20 protein-coding genes are annotated in these 20,969 nt (G+C 63.7%); 6 read left to right on the top strand and 14 right to left on the bottom strand.

All coding sequences use genetic code 11. The annotated features are described in order from the left end of the window. Window positions 1-251: 251 nt before the first annotated feature. Window positions 252-1,370, bottom strand: a complete 1,119-nt coding sequence (locus JQ575_RS27680) for a DUF6929 family protein (protein ID WP_212036362.1) — start codon at window positions 1,368-1,370, stop codon at window positions 252-254. A gap of 304 nt (window positions 1,371-1,674) precedes the next feature. Here JQ575_RS27680 and JQ575_RS27675 point away from each other — a divergent pair, with 304 nt between their 5' ends. Both JQ575_RS27675 and JQ575_RS27670 read left to right on the top strand, forming a co-directional pair. Then, on the top strand, window positions 1,675-2,352 hold the full coding sequence (locus JQ575_RS27675; RefSeq protein WP_212036360.1) for a response regulator transcription factor: 678 nt from the start codon (window positions 1,675-1,677) through the stop codon (window positions 2,350-2,352). After that, window positions 2,349-4,280, top strand: a complete 1,932-nt coding sequence (locus JQ575_RS27670) for an ATP-binding protein (protein WP_212036358.1) — start codon at window positions 2,349-2,351, stop codon at window positions 4,278-4,280. The genes JQ575_RS27675 and JQ575_RS27670 overlap by 4 nt, the downstream gene beginning before the upstream one ends. Window positions 4,281-4,441: 161 nt before the next feature. On the opposite strand, the gene JQ575_RS27665 is transcribed toward JQ575_RS27670, so the two are convergent. Further along, the gene (locus tag JQ575_RS27665) at window positions 4,442-4,723 is read right to left on the bottom strand and encodes a hypothetical protein (RefSeq protein ID WP_212036357.1); all 282 of its coding nucleotides are present in this window, start codon (window positions 4,721-4,723) and stop codon (window positions 4,442-4,444) included. A 240-nt stretch (window positions 4,724-4,963) separates the two neighbouring features. On the opposite strand from JQ575_RS27665, the gene JQ575_RS27660 reads away from it, so the two are divergent. Beyond that, window positions 4,964-5,218, top strand: a complete 255-nt coding sequence (locus JQ575_RS27660; RefSeq protein ID WP_249166926.1) for a cysteine rich repeat-containing protein — start codon at window positions 4,964-4,966, stop codon at window positions 5,216-5,218. A gap of 34 nt (window positions 5,219-5,252) precedes the next feature. Here the strand turns inward: JQ575_RS27660 and JQ575_RS27655 are convergent, their stop codons facing one another. The 3 genes from JQ575_RS27655 to JQ575_RS27645 all read right to left on the bottom strand — a co-directional run bounded on the left by JQ575_RS27655 (window position 5,253) and on the right by JQ575_RS27645 (window position 7,149). Then, window positions 5,253-5,912 carry a hypothetical protein gene (locus JQ575_RS27655; protein WP_212036356.1) on the bottom strand — a complete coding sequence of 220 codons (660 nt, stop codon included), beginning with the start codon at window positions 5,910-5,912 and terminating at the stop codon, window positions 5,253-5,255. Between the two features lie 113 nt (window positions 5,913-6,025). Continuing rightward, a complete protein-coding gene (locus JQ575_RS27650; protein ID WP_212036355.1) occupies window positions 6,026-6,697 on the bottom strand; it encodes a hypothetical protein in 672 nt (223 codons plus the stop codon). Window positions 6,698-6,903: 206 nt separating this feature from the next. After that, window positions 6,904-7,149 carry a hypothetical protein gene (locus JQ575_RS27645; RefSeq protein ID WP_192735271.1) on the bottom strand — a complete coding sequence of 82 codons (246 nt, stop codon included), beginning with the start codon at window positions 7,147-7,149 and terminating at the stop codon, window positions 6,904-6,906. 123 nt (window positions 7,150-7,272) lie between these two features. Here JQ575_RS27645 and JQ575_RS27640 point away from each other — a divergent pair, with 123 nt between their 5' ends. Next, window positions 7,273-7,926: a hypothetical protein gene (locus JQ575_RS27640; RefSeq protein WP_212036354.1), complete on the top strand. Its 654-nt coding sequence runs from the start codon at window positions 7,273-7,275 to the stop codon at window positions 7,924-7,926. On the opposite strand, the gene JQ575_RS27635 is transcribed toward JQ575_RS27640, so the two are convergent. Beyond that, complete coding sequence (locus tag JQ575_RS27635) at window positions 7,923-8,906, bottom strand: nitronate monooxygenase family protein (RefSeq protein WP_212036353.1); 984 nt, start codon at window positions 8,904-8,906, stop codon at window positions 7,923-7,925. The two genes, JQ575_RS27640 and JQ575_RS27635, sit on opposite strands and share 4 nt — an antisense overlap. A gap of 90 nt (window positions 8,907-8,996) precedes the next feature. Here JQ575_RS27635 and JQ575_RS27630 point away from each other — a divergent pair, with 90 nt between their 5' ends. Further along, window positions 8,997-10,559, top strand: a complete 1,563-nt coding sequence (locus JQ575_RS27630; RefSeq protein WP_212036352.1) for an AMP-binding protein — start codon at window positions 8,997-8,999, stop codon at window positions 10,557-10,559. Window positions 10,560-10,568: 9 nt separating this feature from the next. Here the strand turns inward: JQ575_RS27630 and JQ575_RS27625 are convergent, their stop codons facing one another. From JQ575_RS27625 to JQ575_RS27590, 8 genes are all read right to left on the bottom strand, one after another. Beyond that, on the bottom strand, window positions 10,569-12,560 hold the full coding sequence (locus tag JQ575_RS27625) for an ATP-binding protein (protein WP_312016037.1): 1,992 nt from the start codon (window positions 12,558-12,560) through the stop codon (window positions 10,569-10,571). Window positions 12,561-12,619: 59 nt separating this feature from the next. Further along, a complete protein-coding gene (locus JQ575_RS27620) occupies window positions 12,620-14,137 on the bottom strand; it encodes an ATPase domain-containing protein (RefSeq protein WP_212036349.1) in 1,518 nt (505 codons plus the stop codon). A 210-nt stretch (window positions 14,138-14,347) separates the two neighbouring features. After that, the gene (gene minE / locus JQ575_RS27615; protein ID WP_212036347.1) at window positions 14,348-14,647 is read right to left on the bottom strand and encodes a cell division topological specificity factor MinE; all 300 of its coding nucleotides are present in this window, start codon (window positions 14,645-14,647) and stop codon (window positions 14,348-14,350) included. Further along, window positions 14,644-15,459, bottom strand: a complete 816-nt coding sequence (gene minD, locus JQ575_RS27610) for a septum site-determining protein MinD (protein ID WP_212036345.1) — start codon at window positions 15,457-15,459, stop codon at window positions 14,644-14,646. The genes minE and minD overlap by 4 nt, the downstream gene beginning before the upstream one ends. 19 nt (window positions 15,460-15,478) lie before the next feature. Continuing rightward, window positions 15,479-16,186, bottom strand: a complete 708-nt coding sequence (gene minC / locus JQ575_RS27605; RefSeq protein ID WP_212036344.1) for a septum site-determining protein MinC — start codon at window positions 16,184-16,186, stop codon at window positions 15,479-15,481. A gap of 220 nt (window positions 16,187-16,406) precedes the next feature. Continuing rightward, entirely contained in the window at window positions 16,407-17,180 is a 774-nt protein-coding gene (locus tag JQ575_RS27600; RefSeq protein ID WP_212036342.1) for a thioesterase family protein, read from the bottom strand. 121 nt (window positions 17,181-17,301) lie between these two features. Next, on the bottom strand, window positions 17,302-18,039 hold the full coding sequence (locus JQ575_RS27595; RefSeq protein ID WP_212036341.1) for an SDR family NAD(P)-dependent oxidoreductase: 738 nt from the start codon (window positions 18,037-18,039) through the stop codon (window positions 17,302-17,304). A 209-nt stretch (window positions 18,040-18,248) separates the two neighbouring features. Next, complete coding sequence (locus JQ575_RS27590) at window positions 18,249-19,337, bottom strand: substrate-binding domain-containing protein (protein WP_212036339.1); 1,089 nt, start codon at window positions 19,335-19,337, stop codon at window positions 18,249-18,251. A 114-nt stretch (window positions 19,338-19,451) separates the two neighbouring features. On the opposite strand from JQ575_RS27590, the gene JQ575_RS27585 reads away from it, so the two are divergent. Then, the gene (locus JQ575_RS27585; protein WP_212036337.1) at window positions 19,452-20,936 is read left to right on the top strand and encodes an aldehyde dehydrogenase family protein; all 1,485 of its coding nucleotides are present in this window, start codon (window positions 19,452-19,454) and stop codon (window positions 20,934-20,936) included. Window positions 20,937-20,969 lie beyond the last annotated feature (33 nt).

Raw genomic sequence — 20,969 nt, 5'->3', positions numbered from 1 at the left:
AGGACCACACGGTTTTGCCGTACGCTTATCCACGCCGTCGTCGAGGCGTAAACCAGCGTCCACCGCAACCCGCCCAACGTCCGTGACGACGGCCGACGCCCTTCTGAGTAGGACGGGATGGGCAAATATATGCACCTGATTTGGCCTGCTGTAAAAGCGAATTATTTTTTATTTTGGGGCTCGACATTATTTCTGTAAATCAGAAGCAGTCGTGACCGCCCGTCGCATGCCGCACCAAACGCCCTGCCGCGTTATTTCGGCCCCAGCCGGATATCGTACTGGGTCGGCTCGCCCTCATCGAGATTGTCGTAAAGCACGAGCACCTTCAGCCGGTCCGGGGTCTCCTCAAGGACGACAACAGTTTCCGCTTTGCCGGCTTCGCCATCCCCGCCTATCGTGGTTGTCGTAATCGTTGCGAGCAGGCTCTTCTTGGCTCCATCAACGGGCTTGTCCAATAGCCACAGCTTGTATTCCACGCCGGCCTGGTTTCCCGTTGGACCCGCAAGCACCAACAGCCGATCGTTGCCCAGCGCGGCGAGATCGCGAATCCCGGTATTCGCACCGAGCTCCACCCTAAAAGTTTTGATCCCGGCCTTCAGACGCTCATGGCCGGTCGCAAACAGATCCTCGACGGGCGCACTCACGATGAACGCCTCGGTCGAAGCGGTCGGCGTACGCAGTCCGGCATACAGCCGGCCCCCGGTCACGGCGATGCCTTCGATATTGATGCCTTCACCTTTCGGCTTGCCGTAAGCTTCCCTGACCTCCTTGACCTCGCTGCCGAGCAAGACATCTGCCAGCCGCCAGCTCCGTTCGAGAACCGGCTCCGACTCGCCTTTGAAGCTGGTGGCGTTGTTCGCCTTGAAACGCACCAGCAGGAAGCTCGACGGCTTGTACTTGCCGCCACCGGTGCAGGAGTGCGAACTCGCGACGTAGATCGCATCGCCGACAGTAGCGACGCCCTCCCCATCAAGCTCGTCGAATTTGCTCGGCTTCGCCACGACGCCCTTGTCCTTGCAGTTCGGATCCTGCGCCTCACCAAGCACGTCCTTGCCCGCCTCGCCTTTCTCTACGAACTTGATTGTCTTGCCGGTGGTGGCAACGCCCTCGTTGGTCAGGGTCACGATCTCGCCGAAGCGCTCTTCGTCATTGATGATGAGACATTCGCGGCTGGCGTCCGCCGGCTTGCCAAGGCATGTCATGCCGCTAATTCCGCGGGGCTTCTTGTCGTCCTCTGAGTTCGGCGCTGTGAACTTGCCGGCCACCTTGAGCCTGGTAATCACAGGAGCATCCGCGGCGAAGGATTCGCGAACGGTAAATGCGACAAGCATTGCCGACGCAATGAGGAGCGCCAGGGAAATATTTGACATTGCGGGTTTTGCGGACATTGTTCTTCCTCCGAAAGCCAGCGTGTCAGATACGGGTCCCGACAACGCAATTCCATTGACCGCGCGGCCCTCATACAATCTCAGGTTTTACAGGCCGTCAAACAATGAGTTGGACCGGGGATGGACGTATGGCCGCAGCCGTCGACATCTCTACCGAGGTGTCGGCGTCGCGGCGCAGGCTTTCCCTTCCGTCAAACCTCCCCCATAAACATGGCTGTCCCAAAACGCCGTCGAACGGTTAAACTCGCGCAGGGCCGCGCGGGGACAGGCGGCCGGAGCCAATTCCATGACGCCGTTGAGCGATGAACCGCTTTCGCAGGCCATTTCCGTTTTGCTGGTCGAAGACGACGCGCCGACGTTGTGGCGGCTGCAGGATGCGCTGACCAGGGCCGGCTATCAGGTGCGCGCGGCGGCGACGCTGGCCGAGGCCAAGGCCGGCCTGGCGCACGGTGCGCCGAAGGTGCTGCTGACCGATCTGCAATTGCCTGACGGGCACGGCATCGATCTGATCCGCGAGACGCGCCAGCGCTTTCCCGACACCGAAATCATGGTGATCTCGATCCTCGGTGACGAGGAGAGCGTGATCTCGGCGATCACCGTCGGCGCCACCGGCTATTTGCTCAAGGACGCGTTTCCGACCGACATCGCGGCCACCGTCCGCGACCTCGTGGCCGGGCATTCGCCGATCTCGGCCTCGATCGCGCGTTTCATCGTGCGCCGGACCCAGAACAATCCGGAGCCGCCGCCCGGCCCGCCGCTCAACACCGCCAAATTGACCCCGCGCGAGATCGATATCCTCTGGGGCATCGCCAAGGGCTTCAGCTACGCCGAGATCGCGGGCCATCTCGGCCTGTCGCGGCAGACCGTGCCCGGGCACATCAAGAGCATCTATCGCAAGCTCGAAGTGCACACCCGGGGCGAGGCGGTGTTCGAGGCGGTACAGCAAGGCCTGATCCGGCTGTGAGCGAGGACGCCGCAATCGAGGCTCCTCCCGGCGAGGTGCGGCGGCGGCTGCAGAGCTCCCGCCTGTTGCAATATGTGCTGCTGCAGGTGCTGATCGCCGCCGCCTGCGGCTTCATCCTGCGACAGCCGCTGCCCGCGCCGCCTGAAAAATATGCCGTGACCGAGTTCAGGCTGAGGCAAGGCGACACCGAGCGGTCCGTCACGTCGCCGCACTTCGCCAGCGCGCGGTCGCCTGCCGACGATCAGCCAACCTATTCCGGCCGGTTCACATTTCCGGCCGAGCAACCGCCGCGCGCCTGGTCGATCTACCTGCCGCGCTTCACCAATGCCGCCGAAGTCGCCGTCAACGGCGTCGTGGTGCTGGACACCAGGCGCGATCCGGTCGCCAACCGGCCTGACCGCTCCACGCCGCAGATCGCCGTGATTCCGTCAGCGCTGCTGCATGGCGGTTCGAACGAACTCACCATTCGCGTGCTGGTGTGGGGCCCGATCTCGGCGTTTCTCGACACGCCCTACGTTGGACCTGACGATGTCGTTCGTCCCTATTACGACCGGCGGGCGCTGCTGTTCGTCACGTTGCCGGTGGTGTTTTCGGCCTGGCAGGCGATCCTCGCGGTCATTCTGACCATCATGTGGGTGATGCGACGGCATGAACCGGCTTACGGCATGCTGGCGGCGGCGATGGCGGTCGGCGTCCTGCAGGCATTCCTGTCGACCCCGCTCGACGAACACCGCTACGCCACGCTCAATTCCATCGCGATCGCTTCCGCGCCGCTCGAGAGCGGGCTTGTTCTGGCCTTTGGCATTCTGTTCTTTGGCCGCAAATGGCCGCGCTGGGGCCTCATCATCTTCGCACCCAGCGTGATCCTTGTCGTTGCCGGCCTGATCGGCGGCCAGGCCTCGGTCCGGTCGCTGTATCTGTTCATCGGCACGCCGACGGTCGGGCTTTGTCTCGTGATGATGGCGCTGATATCGGGGAATGCGGTGCTGCGGCGGCAGGACGCCGCCAGCATCCTCCTGGGCTGCGCGGTCACCATCGTTTTGACCAGCTGGGTTCACGACATGCTCTCCGTGCTGCAGATCGTCCCTGACCGGCGCATCTTCTTCTCGCGCTTGTCCTATTCGGCGATGCTGGTGGCGATCGGCGCGGCGCTGACCTGGCGGTTCGCGCGCGCGCTCAACCAGGTCGACAGTTTTGCCGGCCGGCTCGTCACCCAGGTCCGCGAGGCCGAAGACAAATTGAAGGCCAGTTTCGCCCGCGAGGAAGAACGCGCGCGCGCCGCGGCATTGGCCCGCGAGCGCACCCGGCTGATGCGCGACCTGCACGATGGCCTCGGAGGCCAGCTCGTCAGCATCGTGGCGCTCAGCGAACGCGGCAATGATGCGAGCGCTGGTATCGGCGATGCCGCGCGGGCGGCGCTGAAGGATCTGCGGCTTGTCATCGACTCCATGGATGACATCGGCGGCGACCTGATGCTGGCGCTGGGATCGTGGCGCGAGCGCGCGATGGCGCAGTTGCGCCCGCACGACATCGAGCTCGATTGGCTGATAACGCCGCCGGGCCTGCCGGTACATCCGGAATTGCGTCCCTGGCATGTGATCCAGATCATGCGGCTGCTGGACGAAGCGCTGACCAATGCGGTCAAGCACGCCGGCGCGCGCCGCATCACGGTCAGCATCGGGACCTTGGGCGACGTAAACGGCCTTGAGCAGGGCTGCATCACGATTGCGGACGACGGCAAGGGTTTTGCGCTAGCCGCTGATGGCGACGCGCCAGCCGAGGGCACCAAAGCGGGACGCGGCCTGCGCAATATGCAAAGCCGCGCCGTCCGCTGCGGCGCCGGGCTGGATTTGACATCCGGCGCCGGCGGAACGCAGGTGCGGCTGACCTTGCCGCACCGCTTTCCCGACAGCGAGGCGAGTGGTTGAATGGTTCTCCCTCGCCCCGCTCTTGCGGGGAGAGGGTTGGGGTGAGGGGCCTCTCCTCCATTTCGATCTATCGATAGACCTGTACCCCCTCACCCGGATTGCTGCGCAATCCGACCTCTCCCCGCAAGCGGGGCGAGGTAAGACAAGAGCGCCGTCGTCGCTCACCGCCGCCCGACGCGGTTGACCGGGCCGCCACGATTCCACGCTGTTCCGGGGCGGACACCGACGCCGCGCGCGCCGACGCCAACGACGCCGACGCGGGGTGTGGCAACCGCTACCGCGGCCACCGGCGTCGGCCGCACCACGCAGCCCTGCGGCACGCCGGCCGTCTTGCAATAGACCACCGCCGCCTGGGCCGAGCCGGCATGAAGCGAAAGCGCTGCCACGGTCGAAAGCGCCGCCACGGTCAGACCGGCGCGCAGCCATCCAGAATTCCTCAACATGTAACCTCTCCTGATTTGCCGTGCAGCCTGCAATGGACCGACCGGTCACCGCAGCCGACGTGGAGAGGTACTTGGGCCAGACCGGCATGCGGCAACATCCCATGAAGATGGTGTGTCGATGTCGCGGGGCGGTTACAGGGGAATTTTCGCTGCCATGAACATGGCATGGACCGCGCAGCCAGCCTCGACGAGTTTCCGCGAACGCTCGTTCAACCCGTCAACGCCCCAGCCAGGTGATCCATGAAAAAGCCAGTTCAGAAATCCACGCCTGCCGCAACCGCCCTCGTCTCGCTGATCTTTCTGTTCGCGGGCAGTGGGCTGGCCTCAGCCCAATCCGGGCCGAGCCGCGAAGAGCAGATGGCTTGCCGTTCCGATGCCGGGAAATTCTGCGCCGAGCATATCGGCAAGCCGCCGCAGATGAACGCCTGCCTGCGCGACAACAAGTCGAAACTCTCCGACCCCTGTCGCAAGGTGGTGGAATCGCGCGGCGGATAGCTGTTGCGATCTGGATCGTCAGGTCGTGGATCGATCAGTCCAGATCGAACAATCTGACCCGTGGCGTCACCGGCTCGGTCGCAAAGACCTGCCGCGGCTCGGTCTCTTCGCGGACCTTCTCCTCGACCTCGCGAAGCTCCTGATCCTGCCGCGGCCGGCGTCGTTCAACCCAGTGCTCACGACGCTCGGCCTTGCGCTTCTCCTCGGCGGCGCGTCTTGCCTCTCGCCTGATATCGGCGTCGCGTGACTTCACGTCGGCGATGTCGCGCGCCCTGATATCGCTATCGCGCGTTTTGGCAAAAGCGGCTTCGGGCGTTTTGACCGGTTCAGGGTTTGTCTTTTCAGACGTTGCCGCCTGCGTCACGGGTGCCGCGGTCGTCGGTTGCGGTGACGCTGCGGGCGTGCTGGCTGCGGCTCCAGCGGGCTGTGCTTGCGTCGAGGTCGTCGTGACGGGTTCGTTCTGCGGCTGGGTCTGCGCTACATTCGGTGCGACCGCCGCCACGTTCGGTGCCGGTTCCGACGAAGCCTTCACCGGGATCGGCTTCTCCGACATCCGCAGCTCAAGCTTGCTCGTTTCGATCTTGGGCGCATGCGGGCTGACGATGTTCGAAATCAACATGCCGCCGCCAAGGCCCACGACAACAGCCGCGACCACGGTTCCCACGCCTGCGAAATATGCCGTCGAAATGCGCATTGGCTCGGCTCCTTAATCCACGCGGGAAAACGCGCGGGTAGGACCGATGTTCCGATACGGGAAAATGTGGAAACGGTGGAACCGGCGGCGTGCGCTGCGGCCGCCGCAATCGCTCAGATCATGGAGGCTACTTTTTCGAGCCCGATGATGCGGGCGAGCGAGCGCACTTCGCTCTTCTGGTCTTCGCGCAACTGGAACAACAACGGCATCGCCGCCGATTTCAGCTGCTGGACTTCTTCCGCTTCGGGATCGATCGGAATGCCACCCGCCGCATTGGGATCGGCCTGACGCTTTGCGTGGATCTTGCGGGCGACAGCCTTCAAAGCGGTCTCCACCGGCGGCCAGTAGGATTCCTGCGAGGCGGAAAGCTTGAGGCGCTCCTTGATCCCGGCGATCTGGATGTCGCTGAGCAGCGCGTAATTCTTCTGCGGGGCCGGCTTGGCGGCGGCTTTGGGCTTGGGCGGCGCGGCGGCAGGCGCCAGGGCGGGTGCGGCGACTTTCGGAATTCCAAGATCGGCCGGCGCGGTCGAAGCATAGGCTTGGCGCAGCGGCTCGCTCAGCACGGGCGCAGCCTGCGGCGGTTCAAACGCGGCCAGCGCCATCGTCGCAATGGCGAGCTTGTCCTTCTTGCTTTCCTTGTTCGAGACCGGAGTTTGGACCGCAGCCGGTGCGGAGGCCAGTTCGTACTGCGCACCGAACAGGCTATCGCGGCCGAGAATTGCGGTGGCGGCGGCGGCGACCACGAGAGAACAGGTCAACGCAACGATCGTAATGACTTTGGTCAACAACGTCTCCATTCCGCCGATCCCGGAGCCTGTCGGCTCCAGTCTTTTTGTTTTTGACGCGTTTCTTGACGCGAACCGGTATCCACCTCGCTCGAAAACGCTACCGAGGATGCCCGAAAGCTGGACGGTAATTAAGGCTTTACCATGCCGCTCAAGGGGTTAGTGCCCCCGGAAAAGTGCGAGAATCGCGCCGAATCGGCAAGAAATCAGGCCGCAGCGGCCAGATCGTAGGCTTCCTGGATGTCGGCGACGATATCGGAGGCCTCCCAGAGTGCATCGGGGGCGACCGAGCGCAGGCTGATGGTCCAGTTGCTTTTGCCGGTGCGGGGCATGCTGACGATGTCGAATTCGACGTTGCGGCAGAGCGGATGCCGGTCCAGCGCGCGGGTCACCCGCCACCTGATTTCGTCGATGGTGGCCGGGGTTTTGGCATAAAACTGATCGAAATCCATCTTGCGCCCCCTTATTTGCGGACCGCCCGGCCGTGGCGGCCGGCTATCCTGTGGTTCTATTGTTGGGGCGGATTTGGTTAACGGCCCGTTAAAGGGCGAAACGGCGGCGAGAACGGCCCTTTGATGACGGACGCGATACCTGAAACGACGACCGCCGCGGCCAAGCCGTCGGTCCGATCAGCGCTGCTGGCGGCCGCGGGCATTTCGATCGGCACGCTGCTGCTCGCGACCTTCGAATTGTCGATGGCCGAGTGGCCGTCCGCCCTTGTGCTGCTCGGCATCCTGCCGCTGACGGCGCTGATGTTCTTCGGCTGCTGCCTCTGGACGGCGACGCTGCTGCTTCGCATCCCACGGGGCGGCGCAAGATTCGCGATCCCGTTCCTGATGTGCGCGGCGACGCTGGCGCTGCTGGTCTACGCGCCGCTGCAGAAGGTCGCGCTGCAACGGAATTTCCACTGGCACCGCGCCGACCGCGAACGGATCGTGGCCCGCGTCGAGACCGGCGAGCTCAAGCCGAACGTCCCCTACAACAAATCCATGATCGCGCTGGGCGCAACCGAGCCCAACGTTTCCGCCGGCGGAAACGACATCGTCGTCGACACGGCCAAAGACGGCACCTACGTGCTGTTCCTGACCTCGCGCGGCCTAAAACACTATTTCACCGGCTTCCTGCACGTGCCGCCGGGCAGCGATCCCAAGGACTTCTTCGAGTTCGACGACAAGCCGCCGAGCCAGCTCGTTCACTACGACAAGAATTGGTATTTTGTGGCGAATTAGGTGATCTGAATTTTCGCCGTCGCAGCGCGGTACTCCGCAAGCGTCTGTGCCACGAGTTCATCGACGCCAAGCACTTCCGTCACCCCCGAGGTGGAATGGCCGGCGCTCCAGATGTCTTTCCAGCGCTTGGGGCGGCTTTCGCGCGCGCCGATGTCGATGTCCTTGCCGATATCGATGGCGCCACGCGCCGGCAGGTCGTCGGGATCGAGGCCGGCAGCCTCGATCGACGGCCGCAGCATGTTGGTCTGCAATCCCGTGAAAGCCGTGGTCAGCAGAATATCGTCGGCGCTGCTCGCCACCAGCATCTCCTTGTATCTCGGATCCGCCATGCTCTCGCGCGTGGCGATGAACCTGGTGCCCATGTAGGCGAGGTCGCAGCCGAGCGCCTGCGCCGCGCGCAAGGCGTGGCCGTCGCTGATGCCGCCGGCAAGCACCAGCGGCCCGTCGAAGAAGCCGCGTACCGCGCGCACGAACACGAACGGGTTGAGCCAGCCGGTCTGGCCGCCCGCGCCCGCCGTGAGCAGCACCAGCCCGTCGGCGCCGGCAGCGACCGCGCGTTCGGCGTGGCGGATGCTGGCGACATCGGCGAAGACGAGCGCACCGGCATCATGCAACGGCGCCGCGACCTGTGCCGGCGATCCGACCGAGGTGATGACGATCTCGGGCTTGTGCCGCCGCAGCACTTCAAGGTCCTGCTCCAGCCGCGCATTGGAGCGGTGGACGATCAGATTGGGGCAGATCGGCGCCGCGGGCTTGCCGCTCTCGTCCGAATGACGCTGCAAACGGCCTTCGATCTCGCCGAGCCATTCATCGAGCTGCTCGGGGCTGCGGCAATTCACCGTCGGAAACGAGCCGATCACGCCGTTGCGGCATGCGGCGACCACGAGCTCGACGCCGGAGACGAGAAACATCGGCGCCGCGATCAGCGGCAGGCTGAGGCGGTCGCGAAATCGCGAGAGCGGATCGATGGATTGCGTCATTGTGGCTTGAGCAGGTTCGTCGTTGTGCTAGCGTTGGAAAAACATTGGCACGATCGAAGGCCAATTACAAAAAGTTCGGGAGGATGAAAGATGGGCAATCCGCTCTACGCGTTTCCAGCCGTTTGCGAACAGACGCTGCGCGCGCTGGCACGGTATCCGGAGCGGACGGCGTTCAGCTGGCCGGGCGGATCGATCACCTATCAGGGCGCGACCGACCTCATCGGCCGCATCCAAAGCGTGTTCATGCAATTGAACTTCAAGCCTGGCACGCGCGTCGCGTTTCTCACCGCCAACCGCGCCGACACCTGGTGCGCCGGCGTCGCCGCGCAATTGTCGCAGCTCGCGATCACCTGGCTGCATCCGCTGGGCTCGCTGGACGACCAGCTGTTTCAGCTGGAGGATTCCGAAGCGCAGATGCTGGTGGTTGATGGCGCCAATTTTCGCGATCGCGGCGGCGAACTCGCAGCCAGAGGCACCGGCCTGAAGACGATCTTCACCCTCGGCCCCGCCCCTTACGGTGCCGACCTGTTGAAAGCGGTCGAGGCCGCAGGCAGCGCCACGGCACGCAGCTTCGCCGGGCCGGACGATATCGCGACGCTGAATTACACCGGCGGCACGACCGGCAAATCCAAGGGCGCGCTGCGCACCCACCGCGAGTATGGCGGCTTCGCCAGCGCGATCCTGGCCGATTTCGAAATCCCGGACCGGCCGAGCTATCTCACCGTGGCGCCGATCAGCCACGTCGCCGGCACAAAGGTGCTGCCGACCCTGATCCGCGGCGGCACCGTGCACATGCAGAAAGGCTTCGATCCCGAGGCCGTGTTCAAGACCATCGAGCGCGAACGCATCAATTTCACGCTGTTCGTGCCGACGATGATCTACGTCATGCTCGATCATCCCGCGCTCGACAAGACCGACCTCTCCTCACTCGAATTGCTGCTCTACGGCGCATCGGCGATGTCGCCGAGCCGCCTGGTCGAAGGCATCGAGCGGATCGGGCCGGTATTTTCGCAGCTCTACGGCCAGACCGAATGCTATCCGGTGTCGGTGCTGCGCAAGGCAGACCACGATCCCGGGACGCCGGAACTGTTTTTGTCCTGCGGATTTCCGATCTCGGCCTGCGACGTCAAGGTGCTCGACGACAACGACCAGGAGGTTGCGACCGGCGAGGCAGGCGAAATATGCGTGCGCGCGCCGCATGTGATGGCCGAATACTGGAAGCGGCCGGAGCAAACCGCCGAAACGCTGAAGAACGGCTGGCTGCATACCGGCGACATCGCTCGCAAGGACGAGCGCGGCTATATGTTCATCCTCGACCGCAAGAAGGACATGATCGTCTCCGGCGGCTTCAACATTTTTCCGCGCGAGGTCGAGGACGTCTTGTCGCAACATGCCGATGTCGCGATGGTCGCCGTGGTCGGCGTTCCCGACGACAAATGGGGCGAGGCCGTCACCGCGGTGGTCGTGGTCCGCGAAGGTGCGCGGCCCAGCGAGGATGAACTGATCAACCTCGTCAAAGCGAAAAAAGGCTCGGCGCACGCGCCAAAGCACATCAAATTCGTCACGGAGTTGCCGATGACCGGCGTCGGCAAGGTCGACAAGAAGGTGCTGAAGGCAGGCTTCTGGACCGGCCGCGACCGGATGGTGGGGTAAATTTCCGGCTCACGCCAGCAACTGATCGAGCCGCTCGCGCAACTGGTCCTGGTGATAAGGTTTTGCAAGCCGCGGCAGATCGAGCTGCGCGCCGTCGGGCAACTCCGCATAACCTGTTGCCAGCAGGATCGGTAGCGACGGCCGCACCTGACGCGTCGCAGCCGCGAGTTCAATGCCGGTCATCCCGGGCATCACGTGATCGGTCATCATCAAATCGATCGGCTGCTCGCTCCTGAGAATGTCGAGCGCATGCAGGCCCGAATTGGCGCCGATCACGTGGTGACCGAGGTCTTCCAGCATCTCCATGGTCGACATGGCAATCAGCGGATCGTCATCGACAAACAGGATCACGGCGGAGCGTCTGGTGCCTTGCGTCGCCGGCGCCGGAGCCTCGACCTCCGGTGCGGCGGTAGCTACCGGCAGCATCAGCGTTGCGGTGGTGCCTTTCCCAACCGCGCTTGCAAGCCGCAAAGCGCCACCGAGTTGCACCGCCAGGCCGTGGACCATCGACAGGCCAAGGCCGGTGCCCTTGCCGAGTGGCTTGGACGAAAAGAAGGGTTCAATCGCCCGCTCCAGCGTCTCCGATGTCATGCCGGTGCCGGTATCGACGACGGACAGCCTGAGATAACGGCCAGGCGTCAGCACCGCATCCCCGGTGATCTTCTGCTCGTCCAGCCTGATGTCGATCGGACCGCCGTCGGGCATCGCATCGCGCGCATTGATCGCCAGATTGAGGATCGCAAGCTCAAGCTGGTTGGGGTCGATGCGCGCCGGAGGCAGGCCGTCCTTGATGTCCAGCCGCACTTCCACGCGCGGGCCGAGCGACCGCTCCAGCAGGTTGGTCATATCCTGAATCAGCGAACGGAGGTCGACCGAGATCGCGCGCAAATCCTGCTGACGCGCGAAGGCCAGAAGGCGCTGGGTCAATGACGCCCCCCGTTCCGCGCCCTGCATGGCGCCGTCGACCAGGCGGTGAAGCCGGGGATCGTCCGGCATGCGCTTGCGCAACAGATCGAGGTTGCCCATCACGGCCATCAGCAGATTGTTGAAATCATGCGCCACGCCGCCGGTGAGCTGCCCGATCGTCTCCATCTTCTGCGCCTGGCGTAACTGTTCCTGTGCCTTTTCACGCGCGGCGACTTCTTTCATCAGATCGGCGGTACGTTGCTCGACGCGCTGTTCGAGAGTGGCGGTCAATTCGGCCAACGCGGTGCGTTCGGCGGCGAGTTGCGCGAGCAGCGCCTCACGCTCGATTTCCGCAATCTTGCGCGCGGTAATGTCAGAGCAGACGCCGACCAGTGACTTGATGCTGCCGTCCGGCAGCCGCACCGCGCGGGCGCGGGTGTCCACCCAATGCTGCGAACCGTCGGGCCAGATAATCCGATATTCGATGCGGTAGTCCGCTCCGGTCTTGATCGCCTGATCGATGGCTTCAAGGCGGCGCTCCCGGTCGTCGGGATGAACCGCGGCCGACAAGTCCTGAAAAGTAAAAGACTCGCCCGGCTTGCGGCCGAAAAAGCGCGCGCAGGTTTCCGATGCTTCGAGTCTGTATTCCGGCAAATGCAGTTCAAGCGCCCCGAGATGACCGGCATTCAACGCCGTCTGCAGCAGGCCTTCGCTTTCGGTGAGATCGGCGAGGATCGAGCGGGTCTGGTACTGGCGGCGCCTGGCCCGGACTGCAGAACCGACAATGCTGACAAGCGTCGTCGGATGGAAAGGGCGCTCGATGAAGGTGACATTGCCCAGGATTTGCCCGAGCCGCATCGCGTCCGGATTGCGCTCGGGACCGCCACCCTGTCGCGTCAGCAGCACGATCGGGAAATCCGACCATGGCGGCTGGCTGCTCAGCCAATCCACCAATCCCCGGAGATCCGCGGTTTTGATCGCCTCGTCAGCGACGACCGCAAGGCCAGCCCCGCTTTCGATCTCATGGATCAAGCCGGCAAGATCGCTGCAGGTATTGGCGTAATACCCCGCTTCCTTGATGAGCGTAGCGGCCACGGACGAATCGCGCCCGGTCGGTGCGAGAATGACGGCGCGCTCAGACGATGCGCCCGGTTTCACCGCTCCTGCTCCTCGAACAAGTGGCGTTCTTGCAGCAACGGCTGGCCTTCGCCAACATAAACCGGAACGCCACGCAGAACGCCATGGAAACCGTCCAGCGGTTCACCGATCGTCAGTCCGCGATTGCCGATGCGATATTCGCGAATCGTCGATTCGTGCATGCCGGTACGCTTCTTGATGACCGACATCGCACGCCGCACGCTGCCCAGCGCTTCGAAATAGCGCAGCAGCACAACCGTATCGGCAAGGTACGTGACATCCACCGGCGCCTTCATATCTCCGATCAGTCCATGCTGTGCCACCGTCATGAATGTCGCAGCACCCTGGCGGTTCAGATATTGCAGCAATTCATGCACGTGCAGGATCAGGGAATTTTCTTCGGGCATGGCGGCCTGATAGCCGTTGAGGCTGTCGATCACGACGGTCTTGATCTGGTCGTCGTCGACCCGCTTGCGGACGCGATGCGCGAATTCACCGGGCGACAGCTCCGCGGCATCGACCTGCTCGATGAACAGGCTGCCGCTGCGCTGCATTTCCTCGAGATTGATGCCGAGCCCGATCATCCGCGAGAACAACAGCCCGAGCTCCTCGTCGAACACGAACAACGCCGCCCTTTCACCGCGCGCGATCGCCGCGACAATGAAGGTAATCGCGGCCAGCGACTTGCCGGTTCCCGCGGGCCCGAGGATCAGGGTGCTCGACCCTGACTCGACACCGCCACCCAGCAGCCTGTCGAGCTCGGCGATGCCGCTGGACATCGTGGTTCGCTCAACCGCCCTGCGAAACTCCGAGGCCACCAGCCGCGGAAAGACATTCATCCCGCCGGTGGTGATGGTGGCGTCATGATAGCCGCCGCGAAACTTCACGCCACGATATTTGACGACGCGCGCCCGCCTTCGCTCTGCGCCGTAGGCCGGCGCCAGCTCCTCCAGCCGCACCACGCCGTGTGCCACACTGTGGACGGTCTTGTCCGCGGCCTCGGCGGTCAGATCGTCTAGCAGCATGACGGTGGTATTGAACTTCGCGAAATAATGCTTGAGCGCCAGGATCTGACGCCGATACCGCAGCGAACTTTGCGCCAGCAGCCGGATTTCGGAAAGACTGTCCAGAACCACCCGGGCCGGCCGCGTGCGTTCCACGGCTTCGAATATCTGCTTGGTGGTCTCGCCGAGTTCGAGATCGGACGAATAGAGCAGGCTCTGCTGCTGTTCGGAATCGAGCAGGCTCTCCGGCGGCAACAATTCAAAGATGTCGATACGCTCATCGAGCGCCCAGCCATGGGACGCCGCGCCCTCGCGCAGCTCACGTTCGGTTTCGGACAAGGTGACGTAGAGGCACTTTTCGCCGGCCCGCGCGCCTTCCATCAGGAATTGCAGCGCAATGGTGGTTTTGCCGGTGCCGGGCTCACCTTCGAGCAGAAACAGATGGCCACGCGTAAAGCCGCCAGACAGGATGTCGTCCAGGCCCCACACGCCCGATTTCGCCTTGTCCGTGAGTATTGCAGCTGCGTTCATGAGGCCCCCTAACGGAGGGCAACTCCGGCGATATCAGGGGGTTCCCCGGGGATGGAACCAGCAAGGGGAAATTCCGATCACATCGCGCCATTTTCCGGCCAGCAGCCGGAAATTCCTTGGTGACATGGCCAGCGTTGGACGGCCGGGCTTCACGCAAGCGGGGAACGGCGCTCCCCGCCGCAGCGCCATGGCGCGGCTACCAGGCCGGTATCAAGCCGCCCCTGCTCGCCTTTCAGCGTGAGCCTTGGTCTTCTCGAAATTATTCGGCACTTCGATATCGACTTCGAGCGTCGACACAGCCGGGCCGCGGTCAAGCTTGACCGTGACCTTGTCGGGGTCGAGCTGGATGTGCCGCGAAACCACGGCGAGGATCTCCTCGCGCAGCGTCGCCAGCAGGTCCGGTTGACCGCGCAGGCCGCGCTCGTGCGCCAGCAGAATCTGTAGCCGCTCCCGCGCCACCGGGGCGGTTGCCTTGCGGCCGCTGAACAGGCGAAGCAGATTCATACTCATGCCGCCCTCCGTCCGAGCAATCGGTTCATAAATCCCCTGCGTTCGGTGGGGACGACCATGTCGACGGTTTCGCCCATCAGGCGGCGGACCGCGTCGGTATAGGCGCGGGCCGGCGCACTGGCCACATTGTTCAGGGTGACGGGAGAGCCGACATTCGAGGCGCGAAGCACATCCTGGCTCTCGGGGATGATGCCGAGCAGCGGCGTGGCGAGAATTTCCAGGATGTCGTCGATGCTGAGCATCTCGCCGCGCGCCGCGCGCGCCGGATCGAACCTTGTGATCAGGATGTGCTTGGTCACCCGCTCGCCCTTTTCCGCCTTGACGGTTTTCGAATCGAGCATCCCGATGATGCGGTCGGAGTCGCGCACCGAGGAGACTTCCGGGTTGGTGACGATCACGGCTTCGTCCGCATAACGCATCGCCAGCATCGCGCCGCGTTCGATGCCTGCGGGACTGTCGCACAGGATCCAGTCGAACTTGGTCCGCAGCTCAGCGATGACCCGGCCGACGCCTTCGTCGGTCAGCGCGTCCTTGTCCCTGGTCTGGGAAGCCGGCAGTAACCACAGATTCTCCAGGCGCTTGTCGCGGATCAGCGCCTGCTGAAGCTTGGCGACGCCCTGCACCACGTTGATGAGGTCGAACACCACGCGCCGTTCCGCGCCCATCACCAGATCGAGGTTGCGCAGGCCGACGTCGAAGTCGATGACGACGACCTTCTCGCCGGCCTGGGCCAGCGCCGCACCGAGCGCGGCCGTGGACGTCGTCTTTCCAACGCCGCCCTTGCCTGATGTAACGACCAGGACCTTTGCCATAATTGATCTCCGTAGCCGATTAATTCAGCGGTGTAATTTTCATAGTGTCGCCTTGCAGCCAGGCCTGGGCCGGGCGGTTCCGCAGCGAGGCGTCGATTTCTTCAGCAGTCTGGTAGTAACCGTCGATGGCGAGCAGTTCCGCCTCGATCTTCTGGCAGTAAATCCTGGCCGACGAATTGCCGTTGACGCCGGCCATCGCCCGGCCGCGCAGCGTGCCGTAAACATGGATCGATCCGCCGGCGACGATTTCCGCACCCGAGCCGACCGAGCCCAGCACGGTGACATCGCCATCGGTGAAGACGATCGACTGGCCCGAGCGGACCGGACTTTCGAGCAGCAGCGAGTTCGGCTTCGGCTTGGCCTCGACCTTTTCTTCGGGCTTTTCCACAGGCTCGGTTCGCGTGATGACGCAGGAACGACCGCCGGTCAGCAGCGGCGGCATGCTGGTGGTCAGCTTTTCGGCATCCACGCCCTCGATCCCCAGCACGCGGATGTTGCGTTCTTCCAGATTATTGACGAGGTGGGTGATGGCCGCGCGGCTGAGGTCCAGCGCCGCCAGATCGAGCACGACAGGCTTGCCGACGAAGAAGCCCGGCGAACGCGCCAATGTCGCATCGATCTCCTCGAGCCAGCCGAGAATCGGAATCTCCGGCGTGAACACGAAGGCGACATACGAGCGGCCCCGCATGCGAACCAATTGTCGCGTTGCCCCCGCTGTTGCCTGCATGGTGGATCCACCCATTCCTGGTTACTGAATAATTAAGGATGGGACTGATTTGGTTAATGGTTGATTAATTATGACAACTCATTCAGCGGCCGCGTGGCGCCGGGAGAACGACACGGGAGCTACCCGAAGTTACAGGCGAGCGGTGGCGGTCACCGAAAGTGGTGGCAATTTGATCGGTTTGCGCCGAGCCAAATCGGCTGACCGGCCGATCGCCCTCGCCTCAACGCCGCTCGATCACCAGGCTCTGGACGGCACGGCCGAAATAGCCGTGTTCATCGGCCAGCCGCGCCATCGCGAGGCCCGCGCCGTCGGGACCGATCCAGGATTCCGCGTCGAGCAGCATCCAGTCACCGGCCGGCTGGCGCGCGAAATTGACGGTGAGGTCGGCGTTGAGAAACGTCCATTGCCTGAAATCCAGCACCGCCGAAGTACCGTTGCAGAAATCCGCGGCCACCATCGCCCGCATTGCCTGAGAGACCGCCGCCCCTTCGACGATCGGCCGGTCGACGCGATACCAGATCGCGCCCGGACCGGGGACGCCGAACCGGCCGCGCGCGGCGCGCAGCGACATGCCCGCCACGAACGGGCTGGAGGAAAAATCCGCGGGCTCGACCCGCGATTGCTCCGGTCCCGGCAATGTTACCGGTTCAATCTCGGCCTCCGGCGGCAGTTCGTTGGCCTGCAGCTTGATCTTCAAAATAGTGGCGGCGACCACGACGACGCCGTTGGCGCGAAGTTTTACCGCGCAGAGCTGGATCTTGCGGCCTTCGCGCAGAATCTCGGTCTCGATCGTCAGCGGCGCGACCGGCACCGGGCGCATCAAATCCACCGTCACCCGCGCGATCCGCATCGGTACCGGCGTCGGCAACGCTTCTGCCGCCCAGACTACCAATGCTGCCGGCGGTGAGCCGTGCTGCATGCTCGGGTCCCACGGCCCCGCCGCGTGGGGACTGGTCAGGACGCTGTTGCCGTCCACGCGAAAGATAGCGTCCATCAGTCAATGATCCCCTGAGAAGAAGGAAAGCGCTTTTCTGCCCGCTCCGCTTGCGCGAGTCGAGAGCTCGGCGGCACAGAGCCCTGTGCGCCATTCGCACGCAACGCACTCACGCCTTACGTCAAATGAAGGCCATGCCGCCATTGAGGATAATGGTTTGCCCGGTCATGTAGTCGTTGCCGAGTACCATCGCGACGGCCTGCGCCACTTCCTCAGGTTGCCCCATTCGGCCCAGCGGAATATTGCGCGCAAGATCGGTGCGGCCGCGCATCATGTCGGTTTCGATCAGCGACGGCGCGACATTGTTGACCGTGATCCCTTCCTTCACCAGCCGCGCCGCGTACCCTCGCGTCAGTCCCTCCATGCCGGCCTTGGAGGCGTTGTAGTGCGGGCCGATGGCGCCGGCGCCGCGCGCGGCACCCGAGGAGATGTTGACGATGCGGCCCCATCGGCGCGCCCGCATTGCCGGCAGCACGGCTTGCGTGCACAGGAAGACCGACTTCAGGTTGACTGTGATGGTGCGGTCGAAATCAGCCTCGGAAAGTTCGTCGACGCTGCGCACGATCGCGATGCCGGCATTGTTGACGAGAATGTCGATCGGGCCGAGATCGCGCGCGACCTGTTCGACCATCTTTGTGACGGCGGCGGCCTGCGACACATCGGCGGCAACGGCGATGGCGTGGCCACCACCGGCCTTGATTTGGGCGACGACAGCTTCCGCGTCATCCGCGCGCTCGCGATAATTGACCGCGACCGCGGCACCTTGCTCGGCAAGCATCAAAGCAATCGCCGCGCCGATGCCGCGCGAGCCACCCGTCACCAGTGCTACACGCGCGCTTAGATCCTGTTTGGTCGTCATCGATCCCATCCGTCGGAAGCGTGGATGGGCGTAACGATATCATCTTGTGCCTCGTCATGCCCGGCCTTGTGCCGCGCATCCACGTCTTAGCTTCGCCTAAGCAAGAAAGAGGTGAATGGCCGGGCATAGGCGAGCGGAAGCGACGCCGTCCTTCAGACGGCTATGCCCCGCCATGACGGGAAGGAGCGCGTCGACGTTCGCGAAAGTCCTCACGCCGCTCCGCTACCCACGCTCTCCAGAAACGCCTTGACGTTGCTGACCGTGCCGGTGTCGGTCGCGACATAGCCGGGCAGGCTCGCCACCTCGCGCTGGAACTCGCGGCCCTTCATGATGTCGATGACTCTGCGCATCGGCTCGGTCTCCAGGAACGCGCGCTTGCAGACAAAGAAATAATCCTCGGTCAGCAGCCGGATGAAATCGAGCCCGAACTGCCGCGCGGCCGCCTCGACGCCAAAACTCACATCGGCCATGCCGCTGGCGACGTAGGCGGCGACCGCCGCGTGGGTGAATTCCATCTGCTGGGCGCCGTTGATTTTCGCTTCGTCGATCCTGTGCAACACCAGCAACTGATCGAACAGCAGCCGCGTTCCGGAATCATGGTCGCGGTTCACGAAGCGCGCCTTGCTATCAACGATATCCTTGATGGATGCAATTTTGAGCGGGTTGCCCGGCTTGACCATCAATCCCATTTCGCGCGTCACGAAACTGATGACGCGGTCCTCGCGCGGATCGAGCCATTCCTTGCAGGCACGGATGCCCTGCGCCCGCAACTCGCCGCGCGGCAGATGCACGCCGGAGAGATCGCAGGCGCCCTGCGCCAGCGACAGCAGCGAATTCTGGTTGCTGACATAGCGCAGGTCGACGCCGATGCCGGGTTCGCGGTCGAGCAGTTCGCGCAGTTTCGAAACCGCAAAACCATGGCTGGCGTGGACGCGGATCACGGACGGACGCTGCTGCAGGAACGGCTTGATCTCGGTCGCAAGCTCCTGCGCCAGATTTTCAAGCTGCGGCCCGAGACGGGCCTGCATCCGCTCACCGGCCCAGACCAGCTTTTCGCCGAACGCGGTCAGCGTCGTGCCCTTGCCGCGATGGGTCTCGACCAGCGGCACACCGAAAAACTCCGACCATTGCTCGACCAGATTCCAGACATGGCGGTAGGACAGATGGGCGTGCGTGGCCGCGCTGGTGAGTTTTCCGGTTTTACGGATCTCGTTGAGAATTCCGAGCATCACCACGGCGGTCTGCGGGCTGCCCTCCTTGTGAAATCGCCAGACGGTTTCGATCTCGATGTGGTGCATTGGCGCTCAGCCTATGAAATCTACTGCATATCTTTGCAGCCCATAGGCAGATCATATCATATTTACTGCGGCGAATATCCTCTTAGTTTGAGATATAGAAACGGAGGAAATATGATGTCTATTGCATATGATTACGCCGCCGCTGAGCCCGCGATTGCGGCTGCCAAACCCCGCTTGCTGCTGATCGGCGGACAGCACGTGCCTTCGATCACCGGACGCACCTTCAAGACGCTCAATCCAGCCACCGAACAGGTCATCGCCACTGTGGCGGAAGGCAACGAGGCCGACGCCGATCGCGCCGTGGCCGCGGCCCGCCGCGCCTTTGAAGGCCCCTGGCGCAGCATGCGCGCCTCCGAGCGCGGGCAGATCCTGCTCCGACTTGCGGAGCTGATGAAGAAGCACGCGGACGAAATCGCAGCGCTCGAAAGCCTCGATGCCGGCAAGCCGATTTCAGGCGTGCTGCGGCAGGATTTGCCAGCCGCCATCGACACGCTGACCTACTACGCGGGCTGGGCCGACAAGATCCACGGCGAGGTGGTGTCGACGCGGGACGACGCGCTGACCTACACGGTGCGCGAGCCGGTCGGCGTGGTCGCGGCGATCGTTCCCTGGAATTTTCCGCTGATGATCGGGATGTGGAAGCTGGCGCCCGCGCTCGCCTGCGGCTGCACCATCGTGATGAAGCCTGCCGAACTGACCTCGCTGTCGGCGCTGCGGATCGGCGAGCTGGCGCTCGAAGCCGGATTGCCGCCTGGCGTGCTCAACATCGTGACCGGCCCCGGCCGGGTCGTCGGCGACGCGCTGGTCAATCATCCTGATGTCGACAAGGTCACCTTCACGGGCTCGCCAGGCGTCGGCCGCGGCATCCTGCGCGGTGCCGCCGGCAACTTCAAACGGGTGTCGCTCGAACTCGGCGGCAAGTCTGCCAACGTGATCTTCGACGACGCCGATATCGAGGCGGCCAGCAAGGCGGCAGCGTCAGGAATATTCTTCAACGCCGGACAGGTATGCTCGGCCGGCTCCCGCGTACTGGTCCATGAGAAGGTCTACGACGAAGTGGTCGAACGGCTGACGCAACGCGCCCAGTCGATCCGCATCGGCGATCCCGGTGATCGCGCGACGGCGCTCGGGCCCGTGATCTCTGAAAAGCAGATGAAGAGCATCCTCGATTATGTCGATATCGGCCAAAAGGAAGGCGCGCTGCTGATCACCGGCGGGATACGCGTCGGCACCCGCGGCTATTTCATCAGCCCCGCCGTGTTCGCCAATGTCGAACACGAGATGCGCATCTCGCAGGAGGAAATTTTCGGACCCGTCGTCAGCGTGATCAAGTTCAAGGACGAAGCCGATGCGCTGCGGATCGCCAACGGCACGGCCTACAGCCTCGCGGCCGGGGTGTGGAGCCGCGACATCGGGCGGGTGCAGCGTTTCGCAAGGAATGCAAAGGCCGGGACGGTCTGGATCAACACCTATGGCTATACCGACGTGCGGTTGCCGTGGGGCGGCGTCCGCGATTCCGGCTTCGGCCGCGAACACGGCTCGGCCGCGATCGAGAATTTTACCGAGCCGAAAGCGGTGTGGATGAATTTGAACGTGTGATGGTGGCGCTGCCGATCAGCGTCGCTTTCTTCC

This window comes from Bradyrhizobium sp. JYMT SZCCT0428 (assembly GCF_018131075.1).
Lineage (GTDB): Bacteria > Pseudomonadota > Alphaproteobacteria > Rhizobiales > Xanthobacteraceae > Bradyrhizobium.
This window is presented reverse-complemented; position numbering and strand designations above follow the sequence as displayed.